We start from the raw sequence: 17,805 nt of genomic DNA, 5'->3' as shown, positions 1-17,805 counted from the left end.
GGAGAGGTGATTAACGTGAGTTTAAAACGGATTGCTGTCTTAACGAGTGGCGGTGATGCACCAGGTATGAACGCCGCGGTGCGTGCTGTCACGCGTAAAGCGATTTTTCATGGCTTAGAAGTATTCGGTGTCTACAACGGGTATCAAGGATTAATCAACGGGGACATCGTCCAGTTGAACCTTGGATCAGTCGGTGACATCATTCAACGAGGTGGAACGTTCCTACGTTCAGCACGTTGCCCTGAGTTCCGTACAGAAGAAGGACGAGCAAAAGCGGTCGTCAATCTTAAGAAATTTGAAATTGATGCACTCGTCGTCGTAGGCGGAGACGGGTCGTATCGTGGTGCCCAAAAATTGACTGGACTTGGCTTCCCGACAATCGGACTTCCAGGTACGATCGATAACGATATTCCTGGAACGGACTATACGATCGGTTTTGATACAGCGCTCAATACTGCGCTTGAAGCGATCGACAAAATCCGTGATACAGCATCGTCGCATGAGCGGACGTATGTCATTGAAGTCATGGGACGCGATGCGGGTGATATCGCATTATATGCAGGACTTGCTGGTGGAGCAGAATCGATTCTTGTTCCTGAACGTCCTGAAGATTTAAAAGAAGTGCTCGATCGCATTCAAAGTGGTGTCAACCGCGGTAAGAAACACTCGATCGTCATCGTCGCTGAAGGTGCAGGTCGTGCTCAGGACGTGGGAGACGCTATCGCAAAAGAAACAGGTCTCGATACACGCGTCACGGTTCTTGGTCACGTTCAACGTGGTGGAGCACCGACGGCAGCGGACCGTGTACTTGCAAGTCGGATGGGGGCACATGCCATCGAAATCCTACTTCAAGGAAAACAAGGACGTGTCGTAGGTGTACGTGGTGGCAAGATGATTGATCTCGATATCGATGAGGCACTCGACGCAAACAAACATGAGCTGGATCTTGAAATCCTTGAGCTTTCAAAACAGCTTTCGATTTAACGAACATCGATAGGATTGGAATGGGCAAGAGAACTTGGCCAAACACCGTAGGAGGTTTATGGAAAATGCGCAGAACTAAAATTGTATGTACGATCGGACCGGCGTCAGAAAAACGTCTCCCAGAAATGATCGAAGCAGGTATGAACGTCGCTCGTTTGAACTTCTCACACGGCGATTATGAAGAACACGGTGCACGAATCACAGATATCCGTCGTGCAGCAAAAGAAGCAAACAAAATCGTTACGATTCTTCTTGATACGAAAGGTCCAGAAATCCGGACGCATACGTTCGAAGATGGAAAAGCACTTCTCGTACGTGGACAAGAAGTCATCGTCGTCAGTGGTGACGCAAACGAAATCGTCGGAACAAAAGATAAGTTCTCTGTTACGTATGAAGGACTTTATGATGACGTCGAAGTTGGTTCGATGATCATGCTTGATGATGGTCTCATCGGTCTTCGTGTCGTTGAAAAACTTCCAAACCGTGAACTTCGTTGCTCTATCGAAAACGAAGGTGTCATCAAAACGAAAAAAGGTGTCAACTTGCCAAACGTGAAGGTTAACCTTCCTGCTTTGACAGATAAAGACGTAGCTGATATCGAATTCGGAATCAAGAGCGATGTCGACTTAATCGCACCATCATTCGTACGCCGTGCGTCTGACGTCGTTGCGATTCGCCAATTGCTTGAGAAAAACAATGCGACTCACATCAAAATCTTCCCGAAAATCGAGAACCAAGAAGGCGTCGATAACATCGAAGAAATTCTCGCGATTTCAGACGGTTTGATGGTAGCGCGTGGTGACCTCGGTATCGAGATCCCGACAGAGGACGTAACACCAACTCAAAAAGACTTGATCAAGCTTTGTAATGACTTTGGTAAACCGGTCATCACAGCAACACAAATGCTTGATTCAATGCAACGTTTCCCACGTCCAACACGTGCCGAAGCATCAGACGTCGCGAACGCGATTCTTGATGGTACGGATGCAATCATGCTTTCAGGTGAGACAGCAGCAGGGGACTACCCGATTGAATCTGTCAAAATGATGCACTCGATCGCAAAACGTACAGAAAAAATGCTCGACTACAAACTCTTGTTGAAAGATCGTCAAACTCGCAGTGAGCACACAGTAACGGATGCGATCGCTCAAGCCGTTACGCACACAGCAATCAACTTGGATGCAAAAGCAATCTTGACACCGACACAATCGGGCTACACAGCATCACGTATCTCGAAATACCGTCCGGAGCCGAACATCGTCGCTGTTACACCAAGCGCACGTGTCGCACGTCAGTTAAACATCGTATGGGGTGTGTATCCAATCGTCGTCGATCATCTCTCAGACAACACGGATGATATGTTGACACTTGCTGCAGATACAGCGAAAGATGCTGGTTTTGTTACAGACGGTGACCTCGTCGTCATCTCGGCTGGTATCCCTGCTTTGACTGCTGGTACAACGAACATGCTAAAAGTTCACATCGTTGGTAAAGAGATCGCAAACGGTCGCGGAATCGGCGAACGTGGTGTTGTTGGTGAAGTCGTCATTGCAAACAATGCTGAAGAAGCAAATGCGAAAGCGAAACCAGGCATGATCCTCGTTACGAACTCAACAGATCGTGACATGATGCCTGCAATCGAATTGGCTGCAGCAATGATCACAGTAGATGGTGGATTGACTAGCCATGCTGGTATCGTTGGACCATCACTCGGTAAACCGGTCATCGTTGGTGTTGAAAATGCATTGACAGTCTTCAAAGACGGTCAAATGATCTCAATCGATCCACTGACAGGTAAACTGTATAACGCATAATTCATTCATGACGGACGTGACTTAGGTCATGTCCGTCTTTTTTTCATGAGGAGGACGTATGGAAGCTTATCTATTTTTGATTGCCCTCGTCTTCATCGGGGTCATCGCACAAAATAAATCATTGATCATCGCTGCTGCTTTCCTGTTGATCGTCAAGGCGATCGGACTAGATGGTCGATTATTTCCATCCTTGCAGGCAAAAGGAATCACGTGGGGTGTCACATTGATTACGGCTGCGATTCTTGTACCGATCGCAGCAGGGGATATCGGATTTAAGGAACTTATTCAAAGTATTCGGGGGCATATCGGCATCATCTCATTTTTATCAGGAATCTTCGTTGCGATCGTAGCGGCACATGGTGTTGGTCTGATGAAAGAAGACCCACTTGTCACGACGGCATTGCTTGCAGGAACGATTCTCGCAGTTGGACTCTTTCGGGGAGTACCCGTTGGTCCGCTAATTGGTGCTGGGATCGCTGCGCTTGTCATCGGAATGTGGGATATCATCGCAAAAACGTTCACGGGATGAGCAGGATCAGCAAAGAATACGAATTAATTTTTTGATAATAGTATGCAAGTTCATTCACTTTTTGGGTAATTTTGTTTATACTAAGAACAGAAACAAGATGGTCTATTCAAGAGTACAGCGGTACAAGCATGGGGAACGACTCTTGAGTGGACGTCTTTTTTTCAATACGGAAATGAAAGCGTTTTAAATTTCTGGGGAAAAAAAGGGGGATTATTGTCATGACGCAAACTAAAGGTTTAGAAGGAATCGTCGCGACGACATCGAAAATCAGTTCGATCATCGATGGTCAATTGACGTACGGCGGTTATACAATTGATGATTTGGCGGAGCACGCCTCATTTGAGGAAGTCGTCTTCTTATTATGGAACGACCGTCTACCAAAAGAAGAGGAATTGAAGCAACTGTCGGAAGCACTCATTTCCGAAGCACCAGTTGCGACTGCCGTTCTCGAGACGATGAAGGCAGCACCAAAGTCGGCGAATGCGATGGCAATGATTCGAACAGCGCTCTCTCAACTCGCGCTTTACGATGAAACATCAGAAGATATGTCGACAGAGGCGAATTACGCTAAAGCCATCAAATTACAAGCGCAAATCGCAACACTTGTTACGGCTTACGCGCGTATCAAAAAAGGGCAGGAACCAATCGCACCTAAAACAGGTCTTTCTTACGCTGCAAACTTCCTGTTCATGTTGACAGGCGAAGAGCCGACAGAAGTGGCTGAAAAAGCGTTCAACCAAGCGCTTGTTCTTCATGCAGACCATGAGTTGAACGCTTCGACATTCACGGCACGTGTTTGTGTTGCGACACTCTCTGACGTCTACTCAGGTGTGACAGCAGCGATGGGTGCATTAAAAGGACCTCTTCACGGTGGAGCGAATGAAGCCGTCATGAAGATGTTGCTTGAAATTGATTCGGTTGAAAAGGTTGACGAGTATGTTCATAATAAACTTGAGAACAAGCAAAAAATCATGGGCTTCGGTCACCGTGTCTACAAGGACGGTGATCCACGTGCGAAGCACCTTCAGGAAATGAGTCGTCAGCTGACTGCTCAAATCGGGGAACCGAAGTGGTACGAGATGTCAGTTAAGATTGACGAGATCGTCCAGTCGGAAAAAGGATTGAAACCAAACGTTGATTTCTATTCCGCTTCTACGTACCATGCACTTGGACTTGATACAGAACTTTTCACTCCAATCTTTGCAGTAAGTCGAATGTCAGGTTGGTTGGCGCACATTTTAGAGCAGTATAGCGATAACCGTCTGATTCGTCCACGTGCAGACTACACGGGTGAAACGCACCGGACATATGTGTCCATCGAAGAACGTTAAAAGGACGGAGAGGAGTAATCCTCTCCTGATTTTTGATGTAGATTACAATTACTTAAGGGGGATTTTTAGACATGGCTACACTTCAAGGCGAAAACATCACAGTAACGAACGGTACACTTCAAGTTCCAAATGCTCCAATCATTCCATTCATCATTGGTGACGGAACAGGACCTGACATCTGGAATGCTGCGGTACGCGTATTTGATGCGGCAGTTGAAAAAGCCTATAACGGTGAGAAGAAGATTGAATGGAAAGAAGTCTATGCTGGCGAAAAAGCATTCAACAAAACAGGTAACTGGTTACCAGAAGAGACACTCGATCTCATCCGTGAGCACATCATCGCAATCAAAGGACCACTTACGACACCAGTCGGCGGCGGTATTCGCTCATTGAACGTTGCATTACGTCAAGAGCTTGATTTGTACACATGCCTTCGCCCAGTTCGTTACTTCACAGGTGTTCCTTCACCGGTTAAACGCCCAGAAGATACAGATATGGTCATCTTCCGTGAAAATACTGAAGACATCTACGCAGGAATCGAATATGCAGAAGGTAGCGAAGGCGTTGCAAAACTGCTTGAATTCCTTCAAAACGAAATGGGTGTCAACAAAATTCGCTTCCCTGAGACATCTGGTCTTGGAATCAAACCGATTTCAAAAGAGGGAACAGAACGCCTCGTTCGTGCAGCAATCGAATACGCACTTGAGCACAAGCGCGCTTCGTTGACACTCGTTCACAAAGGAAACATCATGAAGTTCACTGAAGGAGCTTTCAAAAACTGGGGTTATGAGCTTGCTGAGCGTGAATACGCAGAGCACGTCTTCACTTGGAACCAGTACGATCGCATCAAAGAAGAAGAGGGAACTGAGGCTGCGAACAAAGCACAAGCTGACGCTGAAGCTGCTGGTAAGTTAATCGTAAAAGACTCAATCGCTGATATCTTCTTACAACAAATCTTGACTCGTCCAAAAGAGTTCGATGTCGTTGCGACAATGAACTTGAACGGTGACTACATCTCGGATGCACTTGCTGCACAAGTCGGTGGTATCGGAATCGCACCTGGAGCAAACATCAACTACATGACAGGTCACGCAATCTTTGAAGCAACTCACGGTACAGCACCGAAATACGCTGGACTCGATAAAGTAAACCCATCATCTGTCATCTTGTCAGGCGAAATGATGTTCCGTCACCTCGGTTGGAACGAAGCAGCAGATCTCATCATCAAATCAATGGAAACATCGATCGAATCGAAAGTCGTCACATACGACTTCGCGCGTCTCATGGATGGTGCGACTGAAGTGAAGTGTTCTGAATTCGCGGACGAACTCATCAAAAACATGTAATCCGATCAGGAGGAATGAGTCGATGAACAGACGGAAGAAGATCGCAGTCATTGGAAGTGGCTTTACGGGAGCGACGACGGCACTTTATCTGGCCCAGCAAGAGTTAGGTGATGTCGTCCTCGTCGACCGGCCAGAGCAAGAGAATCCGACGAAAGGAAAGGCGCTCGATATGCAAGAAGCAGCGCCGATCCTCGGATTTGATGCTTCGGTAAAAGGGACATCGGATTATGCGGACATCAACGGTGCGGATATCGTCGTCATCACTGCCGGTATCGCGCGAAAGCCGGGTATGAGCCGTGAAGACCTTGTGAGTACGAATGCTGCCGTCATGACAGCTGTGACGAAGGAAGTCGTCGAGCATGCGCCGGAATCAATCATCATCGTTTTGACGAACCCTGTCGATGCGATGACGTATACGGTCTATCAAGCATCTGGTTTTCCGAAAGAGCGTGTCATTGGTCAATCCGGCGTCCTCGACACAGCACGTTTCCGGACATTTCTAGCAGAAGAACTCAATGTTTCTGTGAAGGACGTATCAGGGTTCGTGCTCGGTGGACACGGAGATGATATGGTACCGCTACTGCGCTATTCTCAGGCAGGAGGAATTCCGATTGAGAAGCTCATATCGAAAGAACGACTCGATGCGATCGTTGACCGGACCCGTAAAGGGGGCGGTGAAATCGTTCAGTTACTTGGAAACGGTTCTGCTTATTATGCGCCAGCAGCGGCGATCGCTGAGATGGTCGAAGCGATTTTGAAGGATCAGCGACGGATTCTTCCGGCAATCGCTTATCTCGAAGGCGAATACGGATACAACGATATGTACTTTGGTGTACCGGTCATTCTTGGTGGGAACGGTGTCGAGCACGTCTACGAACTCGAGCTGACTGCCGATGAACAAGAAGCGCTGAACCGATCTGCGTCTACCGTCCGTTCGGTACTCGACTTATTAAAATCCTGAATCTAAAAAAGACGAATCTGTCACTTTCGACAGGTTCGTCTTTTTCGCCTTTTCATAATCGATAAGGCGAGGCATGGTGTGATAATTTAGCATACCAAGGACAGACCAGTATGAGCAGAAATGTGAACCATGGAACCAAATAACCGATTCGAAGGAAGTAACCTTGGTGTTCCATATGGAGGTGCTGTTGGTTCTGACAATACGGGCAAGGTAGTCCGTGAGCAGACCATATCAAACGATAAATCGTTCGAGCAGACCAAGATTGACGACAAACAGTACAGCGTGCCACAAAATAGGCTCCTTTCATATATGAGCGTGTAATATAAATTGCTTATTTCACATCATACGATCCATGTAGGATAAAAGTTCCAATTTTAAAAAACATGTAGAATAAATGCTTGTATTAGGGTAAGGACAAAGGTACGTCATTTTATTCCACTAAGGGGGATTTTACATGCGCGCCGTAACGTACCAAGGAACAAAAGATGTTCAAGTCAAACAAGTACAGGATCCATCGATTGATAAAAACGATGACATCATCGTAAAGATCACCTCGACTGCAATTTGTGGTTCGGATCTACACATTTATCAAGGGAATATGCCAGCTCACAAAGACTATGTCATTGGTCATGAACCGATGGGCATCGTTGAAGAAGTTGGACCAGGAGTGACGAAGGTCAAACGGGGAGACCGCGTCGTGTTACCGTTTAACGTTGCTTGCGGTCACTGTTTCTTTTGCGAACATGATATGGAAAGTCAATGTGATAACTCAAACGGAAATCCGCATGTCGATACAGGTGGATATTTTGGTTTTACAGAAGAGTTTGGTGGACATCCCGGTGGTCAGGCGGAATATTTAAAAGTACCATTTGGAAATTTCATGCCGCTCGTAATTCCTGAATCGTGTGAACTAGAAGATGAAGCGTTGTTGTTCTTATCTGACGTTTTACCTACAGCATATTGGAGTGTCCTGCATGCTGGTGTGAAAAAAGGGGACACGGTCGTCGTACTCGGATCGGGACCTGTCGGACTGATGACACAAAAATTCGCATGGATGCAAGGTGCGAAACGGGTCATTGCGGTGGATGATCAAGTCTATCGATTAAATCACGCCAAAGTGACGAATAAAGTCGAGACCGTGAATTTTTCAGATCATGCAGAAAGTGGTGCCTACATCAAAGAATTGACGCAAGGTGGGGCAGATGTCGTGATTGATTGCGTCGGTCTTGATGGGAAGATGTCACCGGTTGAAAAAATCGAACAAAAGATTGGTTTGCAAGGGGGAACGTTGAGCGCCATTGATATTGCGAAGGATGCTGTCCGGAAGTTTGGTACCGTACAGTTGACGGGTGTCTATGCAAAAAAATATAATCAATTTCCACTCGGCGACTTTTTCACTCGGAATATCACACTGAAAATGGGACAAGCACCCGTCGTCCATTTGATGCCGGAACTGTTCCAGAAAATCATCAACAAGGAATTTGATCCGACGGACATCGTAACGCATCGAGTGGCACTCGATGATGCTGCTGCAGCCTATCAAACCTTCAACGATCGAACAGATGGATGCATCAAGGTCGTTCTAAAACCATAAGTCACTTCACATGCAAACAACCCATCCAAAATCGGATGGGTTGTTTGCATTAAAAGAAGAAAACTGGCCACAAGATACCGACAGCTAAACCGAGTAAGAGACCAACGAATACTTGAAACTCAGTGTGACCGACGAGTTCATTCAGAAGAGGGGTCTCATGACGAATTCCCTTAAAATAATCATTGAGTAATTTTGCCTGAACACCAACAGCTTGTCTGACACCCGTCGCGTCATACATGATGATTGTGGCAAATATGGCAGCTAGTGCGAAGAGCGAAGATGAGAAGCCTTCCTGAAAACCGATGACCACGGCTAACGCGACGACAGTCGAGCTATGTGAACTAGGCATACCACCGGAAGCAAACATGATCTCCAGGTCGAACTTTCTGGTCCGTACCAAACTCGTAACAAGCTTCGCTGCTTGAGCGATGAACCATGCCGTGATGGCTGCAAAAAGGGGATGATTCCATTCCATACATTCTACCTCCTACGATTGACGATATGTATTGATTCCCCGTTTTTATCGCTTTTACACGAATGATCAAGAGGGATTCATCGTCTCCTTTAAAGATTATGTAAAGAAACAGCAGAAAGATTTGTGATTTTCCAGTAAAAGTCGGTAAGATGAAGACAGACGAAGCGGATTCCACGGAATTCCTCATTCGAAAGAACGAAACTTGAGGGGGATGCAAGGTTTGAAAGATAAAATTATCGTGGTAGATGATGAATTGTCGATTGCAACACTATTGAAGTTTAATTTAGAGCAGGCTGGTTTTGTCGTCGAAACGGCACATGATGGAATGTCAGGTTTGAAATTAGCGGAAAAACAAGATGCCGCACTGATCGTACTGGATCTTATGTTGCCGGAACTCGATGGTCTGGAAGTATGTAAACGACTACGTCAACAGAAAATCAATACACCGATCTTGATGCTGACGGCAAAGGATGATGAGTTTGATAAGGTGCTCGGTCTAGAACTCGGTGCGGACGATTACCTGACAAAACCGTTTAGCCCACGCGAAGTCGTTGCCCGTGTAAAAGCGATTTTACGACGGATGAGTCATCAGACAGCATCCCCGGATGAGGTCACGGACGGAACGATTCTGATTGGTGACGTCAAAATCGTTCCGGATAACTACGAAGCTTTCAAAGCAGAAGAACGTCTTGAACTTACTCCTAAGGAATTTGAATTGCTCGTATATCTCGCTAAAAATAAAGGACGTGTCTTGACACGAGATCAACTGTTATCCGCGATTTGGAATTATGATTTCGTCGGCGATACGCGTATCGTGGATGTGCATATCAGTCACGTCCGTGAAAAAATCGAACCGAATACGAAAAAACCGATTTATATCAAAACGATCCGCGGTCTCGGGTATAAGATGGAGGAGCCGAAACCAGAATGAGTAAGTATCGGAAACGGTTCATCTTTAAAATGATTTCTTTCATTAGTTTGGTGCTTGTTGCACTCGGTTTTCTACTTGGACAATCATTTAAGGAATTCTATGTTCAAAATGAAAAAGAAAAACTGATGGATGAAACCTCGCTTGTCGAGACGATCCTACAAGGGCGCGAAGTTTCTGATATGGCACAGTACGTGAATCAATTGTATGCCGAATCCAACTTTGACATGATCTTATTTAACGGACGTGGGGAAATCATCGCAGGTACCCCTGTTGATGTCACGAAACTGAAAGTAGCAACTCTCAATTTCTCAGCGATTCCCAAAGATGGCACGTTTGAATCGAAGACGGATGACAGTGTCGTCCAGTTCACGAAGCCTGTTCCAACAGCAGATGGTGGAGAAGTGTACGTCAGTTTCATTCGTTATGCTAAAGATTTGAATATTATCTATTCGCGGATTTGGACGGTCATTTTCTTCTCACTCCTTGCTTCGCTCGTAATCATCTTTTTGACAATCTATCGATCAACGAAACGGTTCCTACGACCAATCGCGGAGGCGACCGATGTGTTGCACGAACTGTCACATGGGAATTACAAGTCACGCGTCTACGAGTTAGCGGCGCCAGATGAATCACGTGATTTAGGACGCTCGATCAATCTCCTCGCACGAAATCTAGAGAATGCATCATCCGGTGAAGCGATGCAACGGGCACGACTCGAATCCTTGATCGAATACATGGGAGCCGGTCTCATGCTGATTGATGAAAAGGGTTATGTACTACTTGTTAACCGTACCTATCGGGAGATGTTCCATATTCACGAACCATCTAGTGGAAAATTATATTACCGTGTGCTTCCGAACGAAAAGATGAGTCAGGTGATTGAAGATGTCTATCTGACAGAAAAACCGAATCGCAAACAATCGAGTGTCCGTTTCGGCATCAACAGCCGGACGTTTATGGTCAGTGCCGCACCGATTTTTGATAAGAACGGTCGCGTGCAAGGAACGACCGTTGTCTTCAACGATATTACGGAAATTAAAAAGCTGGAACAGATGCGCAAAGACTTCGTTGCGAATGTCAGCCACGAATTAAAAACACCACTGACGTCCATCAAGGGGTTTGCAGAAACGTTACTCGATGGTGCGCAAGATGTTCCGGAAATCCGGGAACAATTTTTGCGGATCATTCATGATGAGTCAGAACGAATGCAGTCATTGGTCGAAGACTTGCTCGAACTATCGCGACTGGAACAAGACAACTATCAGCTTGAGACAGCAATCGTTGATGTGACGAGTCTCGTTCGCGAAACCGCAGAGCTGTTGCATCGACGAGCAGCGGAAAAAGAGATGATGATTCATATCGAAACGGAAGAGGAAGTCTTCATCCGGGCAGATTTGAATCGGTTGAAACAAGTCGTAGTCAACTTAGTTGCGAATGCGTTGAACTACACACCGAACGGTGGTAACGTCTGGATTCAACTCGAGGATGGAGAAGAGTCTGTCCAACTCATCATCAAAGATGATGGGATTGGTATTCATCCGAAGGAGACACAGCGTATCTTCGAACGGTTCTATCGTGTCGATAAGGCGCGAAGCCGTAATTCAGGTGGAACGGGTCTCGGGCTGGCCATTGTTAAACACATCGTTGATCTTCACCATGGAGAAATTGATGTCGAATCGGCGGAGCAACAAGGAACGACGTTTACGATTCGTTTACCAAAACATGGCTGAATTTCACAGTGGATTCACAATTCCTTAATAGATGTATCTTATGATGAAAGTACCTTCTTCATCATCTGTATGGCGACTGGATCAGCTCCCATGTCGTCATGCTCTTGGCGGTTGACTCTCCGTGAGTCAATCGTCTTTTTTTGGTCATTTTTAGCGAACAAATGTGTGCAGAGTGATACAATAGGGACAGAAAATCGATTAAAGGGGCGTAGATGATGGAAAATAAATTGTTATTGATTGATGGGAACTCATTGACTTATCGGGCGTTTTTCGCTTTACCACCAATGACGGACGCGCAAGGACGAAATACGAACGCAGCCTATGGCTTTACGATGATGTTATTGAAGTTGCTTGAAGAAGAACAACCGACACATATGGTCGTTGCCTTTGATGCTTCGAGTGAAACGTTCCGTCACGATGTCTATCAGGAGTATAAAGGAAGTCGAGAAAAGACACCGTCCGAACTACGGGAACAATTCCCGATCGTCCGAGACATCTGTGAAGCACTCGGTATTCAAATGATGGAACTCCATCGCTATGAGGCAGATGATTTGATTGGTACGCTCGCACGGACGATGCCAACGGATCGGACGCGGATTGTCACAGGAGACAAAGATTTACTTCAACTTGTCACGGATAAGGTCGAAGTCTTGATCACGAAGCGTGGGATCACGGACGTCCAGTGCATGACAGAGGAACTGTTTGCTGAGACGTATGGTGGTCTAAAGCCGATTCAAATGATTGATTTGAAGGGGTTGATGGGTGATAAATCGGATAATATTCCAGGGATTCCTGGGATTGGTGAAAAGACGGCTGTTAAATTGATTTCGGCATATGGTTCTGTTGAAGGACTGTACGAACATGTCGAGGATTTAAAAGGGAAGCAGAAAGAAAAAGTCATCGCGAACGAAGAGCTCGCACGACTGTCGAAAGAACTCGCGACAATCAAGGTGGATGTCCCGCTCGAGACGACGCTAGATGATTTGCAAATTCGCAATGTCGATACCCAAGTTCCTTATTCGTTGTTCCAGTCACTTGGCTTCAAGTCATTGACGAATCGATTCGCCCCTGTCGTCAAAGAAGAGGATAAAGAACAATTAAACGTCGTGACGATCACTTCACTTCCTAAAGACGTCACGGATGCCGTATTGATTGCAGAACAGCTTCGAGAAGATTACATGGAAGAAGACATCATTGGATTTGCGATAGCAACGCCTGACACGATCTATGTTGCTGCTCCGACGCTCGTCGAGGATCCAGCATTCCGTCAATGGATCGAGTCGGAACATCAAAAGATTTGTCTCGATGCGAAACAAGTCGCATTTGCATTGCGTAAACACGGCTTGACATTGAACGGGTACGAAGATCTGTTATTAGCAGGCTATTTGTTAAACTTAAGTGGCGGTACAACACTCGCTTCGATCGCTGGTCATTATGCATTAATGGCGCCGAATGAGGAAGCAGTACTCGGTAAGGGGGCGAAACGTCTCGCGCCAGAAGATGAAGCTCTTCATCCTTATTTAGCTGAGAAAGCACGGATGGTTGAATTGCTGTTCCCAAAAGTCCGAGAAGAACTGAAGGCGAATCAACAATACGAGTTATATGAAACGTTAGAGCGTCCACTATCAGGTGTCCTCGCTGAGATGGAATGGACTGGGATTCGCGTAGACGTCGCGACGCTCCAAGAGATGCAAGCGGATCTTGCTGGGCGTTTAACAGAACTTGAGACATTGGTCTTTGAAGCAGCAGGTGAGTCGTTCAATATTAATTCTCCGAAACAACTCGGTGTAATTTTGTTTGAAAAACTCGAACTCCCTGCCTTTAAGAAAACAAAGACGGGCTACTCGACTGCCGCAGATGTCCTTGAAAAACTGCGCCCGCTGCACCCAGTCATCGATCACATCATGCTTTACCGAGAACTGCAAAAGTTGCAGTCAACGTATGTTGAAGGATTGCAAAAAGTCATCAAGGAAGATGGAAAAATCCATACTCGTTTTGCTCAGACAATCGCTCAAACAGGTCGTTTAAGTTCGGTCAATCCGAACCTTCAGAATATCCCGATCCGGATTGAAGAAGGACGGAAGATTCGAAAAGCCTTCGTTCCGAGTCAAACAGGCTGGTCATTGTACGCTGCTGATTATTCACAAATCGAATTACGTGTCATGGCCGATATGTCGCAGGATCAGACGCTTGTCGATGCGTTCCTCCATGATGAGGATATTCATACTCAAACGGCAAGTAGTGTCTTCGGTGTCGAACCGGAAGATGTCACAGGAAACATGCGGCGTCAGGCGAAAGCCGTCAACTTTGGAATCATTTACGGAATCAGCGATTATGGATTGTCTCAAAACTTGAACATCACACGCAAAGAAGCGCAATCATTCATCGATCGTTATTTCGAGTTGTTCCCGCAAATCAAACAGTTCATGGATACAGCAATCGAGACGGCACGAGCAAATGGATTCGTCGAAACGTTGATGAACCGTCGCCGCAATATTCCGGATATCAACTCGAAAAACTTTAACTTACGTGGTTTTGCTGAACGTACTGCGATCAATACACCGATTCAAGGTTCGGCTGCAGATATCATTAAAAAAGCAATGCTTGATGTTCATGCTGCTTTGAAAGCATCTAATCTGAAGGCACGCTTGTTATTACAAGTACACGATGAATTGATTTTTGAAGCACCAGACGAAGAACTCGACGCTTTACAAGCACTTGTCAAACAAGCGATGGAGCAGACCGTCGAACTATCCGTACCGCTACGCGTCGATGGGGGCGCAGGGCATACGTGGTACGAAACGAAGTAAGCAAGGAGGAATAGATGTGCCTGAATTACCTGAAGTCGAGACCGTTCGCCGCAGTTTAGAACGTTCGGTCTCTGGAAAGACAGTCTCTTCCGTCAAAGTCTACCATCCGAAAATGATTCGGGGGATGGAAGTGGCGCGATTTGCAGATGCCTTACATCAAGAAAGGATCGAACGCGTCGAACGTCGCGGAAAGTTCCTGCTCTTTGATTTTGATCGTTTTTATCTCGTCAGCCATTTGCGGATGGAAGGAAAGTACTTCCCATATCCACAACCGGTTGAACGGGATAAACATACGCATGTCGTCTTCCGTTTCACGGATGGTTCGGAACTTCACTATAATGATGTTCGGAAGTTCGGAACGATGGAATTACGTGATAAGCAAACAGCGATGCAGACTGCTCCACTGGCACAACTGGAGCGTGAACCGTTTGATCCGGAATTTACAGCAGAAGTGTTAGCGGAGAATTTAATTCGTAAAAAGAGAAGTCCAATCAAAACGGCACTGCTCGACCAGTCCATCTTCCTTGGTCTCGGTAACATCTATGTCGATGAGACCCTTCATGCTGCACGTGTCCACCCGTTGACGAAAGCCGGCGCCTTGACACTCGACGATATCTCACGCATTCATCAAGCCGGTGTCAACGTTTTACGACAAGCGGTGGAAGCAGGGGGAAGTACGATCCGGAGTTATGTCTCGCCGTCAGGAAAAGGTGAATTCCAGCTTCAACTTGCGGTATATGGTCAAAAAGGGGAACCGTGTCCTCGTTGTGGTACAGCCATCGAAAAAATCAAAGTCGGTGGACGGGGAACACATTTCTGTCCGACGTGCCAACAGGTTGCCTTATGAGAGTCGGTCTGACAGGGAGTATCGCAACCGGTAAAAGTACGGTTTCTAGCTATTTAAAACAAAAAGGAATAGCGGTCATCGATGCGGATCTTATTGCGCGAGAAGTCGTTGATCCGGGAGGGCGAGCATATGATGCAGTCCAACTGGCATTCCCAGAGGCGTTTGAAAAAGGACGTCTTGTCCGTCCAAAGCTCGGACAAATCATTTTTCAAGATAGTGAAAAACGACAACAATTGAATCAGTTGATGCACCCGAGTATTCGACAACAGATGCTCGAAGCAGCAGATGCCTATGAACGTTCAGGACATTCTCTCGTCGTATTTGATATTCCGTTACTGCTAGAAGGGGATTGGCGAAACCTGTTCGAACGCGTCATTGTCGTCTATTGCCCAGAAGATATGCAGTTAAGAAGATTGATGCAACGTAATGATTTATCAGAAGCAGAAGCGTATGCACGTATCCATGCGCAACTCGGCATCGAACAGAAAAAAGAGCTTGCAGATGATGTATTCTTCAATGACGGTAGTATTGATTCGTTATACCAACAAATCGATGAGTGGTTAAGTCGGTATGGTGATTGATGCAAATGATGACAAGTTATGAAAGACATGAAGTGAGAGAAGTTTCCATCTTCTCTCACTTTTTTTAGAGAACATAATGAAATCGCTTACATTTCATGATATAGTTCTATCTGTAAACGGAGCTACATCCGTCACATTGAAGGGGGATCCGCACATGGGAGTCAAGGTGGCAGTCAATGGTTTTGGTCGAATTGGTCGAATGGTCTTTCGACGTCTGATCGCTGAGGGGAAAAGCGAAGTCGTAGCAATTAATGCGAGTTATCCAGTCGAAACACTCGCGCATTTAATCAAGTATGATACGGTACACGGAAAATTCAATTATCCGGTCGACATCATCGATGGGGCGTTGATGGTTGACGGAAAAGAGATTCAAATCGTCAGTGAACGCAATCCTGAGCTATTGCCGTGGGGGGAACTCGGCATCGATATCGTCGTCGAAGCAACAGGGAAGTTCAATTCGGATACGGGCGCTGCGAAGCATTTAGTGGCAGGAGCAAAAAAGGTCGTCATCACGGCACCTGCTAAAGGGGATGTTCGGACGATCGTCATGGGTGTCAATGATGACATGTATGATCATGAAACGGATGATATCGTTTCGAACGCATCGTGTACGACGAACTGTCTCGCACCTGTCGTACAAGTCATCGACCGTGCATTCGGAATCGAATCAGGTCTCGTCACGACGGTTCATGCGTTTACGAACGATCAAAATAACATTGATAACCCGCATAAGGATTTACGGCGCGCCCGGGCATGCGGCTCATCGATTATTCCGACGTCGACAGGCGCGGCAAAGGCGATTGCGCTCGTCTTGCCACATTTGGAAGGGAAATTAAATGGACTCGCGCTTCGTGTTCCGACACCGAACGTATCACTCGTCGATCTCGTCGTCGAAGTCAGTCGGGATACGACGGTTGCTGAAGTGAACGAAGCCTTCACGAAAGCAGCGGACGGTGCGCTTGAGGGCATTCTCGGAATGACGATGGAACCGCTCGTCTCAATCGACTTTAACGGAGAAGAACGTTCGACGGTCGTCGACGGGCTCTCGACGATGGTCATGGGTGGTCGTCAGGTGAAGGTCCTCGCTTGGTACGATAATGAGTGGGGTTACTCATGCCGCGTCGTTGATCTCGTACACCTCGTCTCGGCACACTTAGAGGCGATGGGAACCGTTGAAAAAGAACTTGAATTGAATTAATTATAACGGGCAGATCCCAGCAATGACGGGGGCTGTCCCGTTTTTTTTCTTAAAATGTATTAATTTTTGAAATTTATCCTTGTGTATCTTTTTGATACTCGCTATAATTCAAATCGTGAACTTCAATCGGTCTGGCAATCGCAGCTTAAAGGGTTAGGACCTCTCTGGACTAACTTTCCCCCGTGGGTGCGAACGACTCAGGCGCAAAGTAAGTGATCAACTACTTTGAAGACCATTGAATGTAGGGGGGATCCACAAATGGATACTATGGGAAGACACATTATTGCAGAACTTTGGGATTGTAATCCTGAAAAATTGAACGACATGGAATTCGTTGAACGACTTTTCGTTGACGCAGCACTTCAAGCAGGTGCAGAAGTACGAGAAGTAGCATTCCACAAGTTTGCACCACACGGCGTCAGTGGCGTCGTCATTATCTCTGAATCGCACTTAACGATTCACAGTTTCCCAGAGCACGGGTATGCATCGGTTGATGTCTTTACTTGTGGGGATCGGATCGATCCAGCCATCGCAGCGAACTACATTGCTGAAAAGCTCGATGCGAAAATCCGTGAAAATGTCGAAATTCCACGTGGTATGGGACCTGTTCAAGTTCCAGCGGCTACTGTCCAGCACGTCAACTGACAATACACACGAATTCGTCAAGCCCTCGT

15 protein-coding genes are annotated in these 17,805 nt (G+C 46.4%); 14 read left to right on the top strand and 1 reads right to left on the bottom strand.

Annotation, left to right across the window (positions count from 1 at the left end):
• Positions 1-15 precede the first annotated feature (15 nt).
• The 7 genes from pfkA (at position 16) to ACN9MT_RS11615 (ending at position 8,559) form a co-directional block, all read left to right on the top strand.
• The gene (gene pfkA / locus ACN9MT_RS11645; RefSeq protein WP_035406276.1) at positions 16-984 is read left to right on the top strand and encodes a 6-phosphofructokinase; all 969 of its coding nucleotides are present in this window, start codon (positions 16-18) and stop codon (positions 982-984) included.
• A gap of 65 nt (positions 985-1,049) precedes the next feature.
• Entirely contained in the window at positions 1,050-2,798 is a 1,749-nt protein-coding gene (gene pyk, locus ACN9MT_RS11640; protein WP_035406280.1) for a pyruvate kinase, read from the top strand.
• A 58-nt stretch (positions 2,799-2,856) separates the two neighbouring features.
• Positions 2,857-3,327 (top strand): DUF441 domain-containing protein, encoded by a 471-nt coding sequence (locus tag ACN9MT_RS11635; protein ID WP_035406282.1) that lies wholly within the window; start codon positions 2,857-2,859, stop codon positions 3,325-3,327.
• 218 nt (positions 3,328-3,545) lie between these two features.
• The gene (gene citZ, locus ACN9MT_RS11630; RefSeq protein ID WP_035406285.1) at positions 3,546-4,658 is read left to right on the top strand and encodes a citrate synthase; all 1,113 of its coding nucleotides are present in this window, start codon (positions 3,546-3,548) and stop codon (positions 4,656-4,658) included.
• 71 nt (positions 4,659-4,729) lie between these two features.
• Entirely contained in the window at positions 4,730-6,004 is a 1,275-nt protein-coding gene (gene icd, locus ACN9MT_RS11625) for an NADP-dependent isocitrate dehydrogenase (protein WP_426272221.1), read from the top strand.
• Positions 6,005-6,026: 22 nt separating this feature from the next.
• Complete coding sequence (mdh, locus tag ACN9MT_RS11620) at positions 6,027-6,965, top strand: malate dehydrogenase (protein ID WP_426272220.1); 939 nt, start codon at positions 6,027-6,029, stop codon at positions 6,963-6,965.
• 454 nt (positions 6,966-7,419) lie between these two features.
• Positions 7,420-8,559 carry a zinc-dependent alcohol dehydrogenase gene (locus ACN9MT_RS11615; protein ID WP_035406295.1) on the top strand — a complete coding sequence of 380 codons (1,140 nt, stop codon included), beginning with the start codon at positions 7,420-7,422 and terminating at the stop codon, positions 8,557-8,559.
• A 49-nt stretch (positions 8,560-8,608) separates the two neighbouring features.
• Here the strand turns inward: ACN9MT_RS11615 and ACN9MT_RS11610 are convergent, their stop codons facing one another.
• A complete protein-coding gene (locus tag ACN9MT_RS11610) occupies positions 8,609-9,034 on the bottom strand; it encodes a divergent PAP2 family protein (protein ID WP_035406299.1) in 426 nt (141 codons plus the stop codon).
• 211 nt (positions 9,035-9,245) lie between these two features.
• Here ACN9MT_RS11610 and ACN9MT_RS11605 point away from each other — a divergent pair, with 211 nt between their 5' ends.
• From ACN9MT_RS11605 to speD, 7 genes are all read left to right on the top strand, one after another.
• Complete coding sequence (locus ACN9MT_RS11605; RefSeq protein WP_369792024.1) at positions 9,246-9,965, top strand: response regulator; 720 nt, start codon at positions 9,246-9,248, stop codon at positions 9,963-9,965.
• Positions 9,962-11,695, top strand: a complete 1,734-nt coding sequence (pnpS, locus tag ACN9MT_RS11600; protein WP_290785337.1) for a two-component system histidine kinase PnpS — start codon at positions 9,962-9,964, stop codon at positions 11,693-11,695. Before ACN9MT_RS11605 ends, pnpS begins: the two co-directional genes overlap by 4 nt.
• Positions 11,696-11,907: 212 nt before the next feature.
• Complete coding sequence (gene polA, locus ACN9MT_RS11595; protein WP_426272219.1) at positions 11,908-14,505, top strand: DNA polymerase I; 2,598 nt, start codon at positions 11,908-11,910, stop codon at positions 14,503-14,505.
• 16 nt (positions 14,506-14,521) lie between these two features.
• Positions 14,522-15,352, top strand: coding sequence for a DNA-formamidopyrimidine glycosylase (gene mutM, locus ACN9MT_RS11590; RefSeq protein ID WP_426272218.1), 831 nt, complete (start codon positions 14,522-14,524; stop codon positions 15,350-15,352).
• Positions 15,349-15,933, top strand: a complete 585-nt coding sequence (gene coaE, locus ACN9MT_RS11585) for a dephospho-CoA kinase (RefSeq protein ID WP_426272217.1) — start codon at positions 15,349-15,351, stop codon at positions 15,931-15,933. Before mutM ends, coaE begins: the two co-directional genes overlap by 4 nt.
• Before the next feature lie 154 nt (positions 15,934-16,087).
• Entirely contained in the window at positions 16,088-17,131 is a 1,044-nt protein-coding gene (locus ACN9MT_RS11580; protein ID WP_312067473.1) for a glyceraldehyde-3-phosphate dehydrogenase, read from the top strand.
• A 258-nt stretch (positions 17,132-17,389) separates the two neighbouring features.
• A complete protein-coding gene (speD, locus tag ACN9MT_RS11575; RefSeq protein WP_023469024.1) occupies positions 17,390-17,776 on the top strand; it encodes an adenosylmethionine decarboxylase in 387 nt (128 codons plus the stop codon).
• Positions 17,777-17,805 lie beyond the last annotated feature (29 nt).

It is taken from the genome of Exiguobacterium sp. R-17, assembly GCF_049913315.1.
Classification (GTDB): domain Bacteria; phylum Bacillota; class Bacilli; order Exiguobacteriales; family Exiguobacteriaceae; genus Exiguobacterium_A.
Note: the sequence above shows the minus strand (reverse complement) of the source record. Positions and strands in the feature narration are given on the sequence as shown.

Bases quoted from the DNA above. Each gene is read 5' to 3' on its own strand.
- ACN9MT_RS11615 (WP_035406295.1), top strand. From the start codon at position 7,420: ATGCGCGCCGTAACGTACCAAGGAACAAAAGATGTTCAAGTCAAACAA.
- coaE (WP_426272217.1), top strand. From the start codon at position 15,349: ATGAGAGTCGGTCTGACAGGGAGTATCGCAACCGGTAAAAGTACGGTT.
- speD (WP_023469024.1), top strand. From the start codon at position 17,390: ATGGATACTATGGGAAGACACATTATTGCAGAACTTTGGGATTGTAAT.
- ACN9MT_RS11580 (WP_312067473.1), top strand. From the start codon at position 16,088: ATGGGAGTCAAGGTGGCAGTCAATGGTTTTGGTCGAATTGGTCGAATG.
- ACN9MT_RS11635 (WP_035406282.1), top strand. From the start codon at position 2,857: ATGGAAGCTTATCTATTTTTGATTGCCCTCGTCTTCATCGGGGTCATC.
- pnpS (WP_290785337.1), top strand. From the start codon at position 9,962: ATGAGTAAGTATCGGAAACGGTTCATCTTTAAAATGATTTCTTTCATT.
- ACN9MT_RS11610 (WP_035406299.1), bottom strand. From the start codon at position 9,034: ATGGAATGGAATCATCCCCTTTTTGCAGCCATCACGGCATGGTTCATC.
- pyk (WP_035406280.1), top strand. From the start codon at position 1,050: ATGCGCAGAACTAAAATTGTATGTACGATCGGACCGGCGTCAGAAAAA.
- citZ (WP_035406285.1), top strand. From the start codon at position 3,546: ATGACGCAAACTAAAGGTTTAGAAGGAATCGTCGCGACGACATCGAAA.
- icd (WP_426272221.1), top strand. From the start codon at position 4,730: ATGGCTACACTTCAAGGCGAAAACATCACAGTAACGAACGGTACACTT.
- mdh (WP_426272220.1), top strand. From the start codon at position 6,027: ATGAACAGACGGAAGAAGATCGCAGTCATTGGAAGTGGCTTTACGGGA.
- ACN9MT_RS11605 (WP_369792024.1), top strand. From the start codon at position 9,246: ATGCAAGGTTTGAAAGATAAAATTATCGTGGTAGATGATGAATTGTCG.
- polA (WP_426272219.1), top strand. From the start codon at position 11,908: ATGATGGAAAATAAATTGTTATTGATTGATGGGAACTCATTGACTTAT.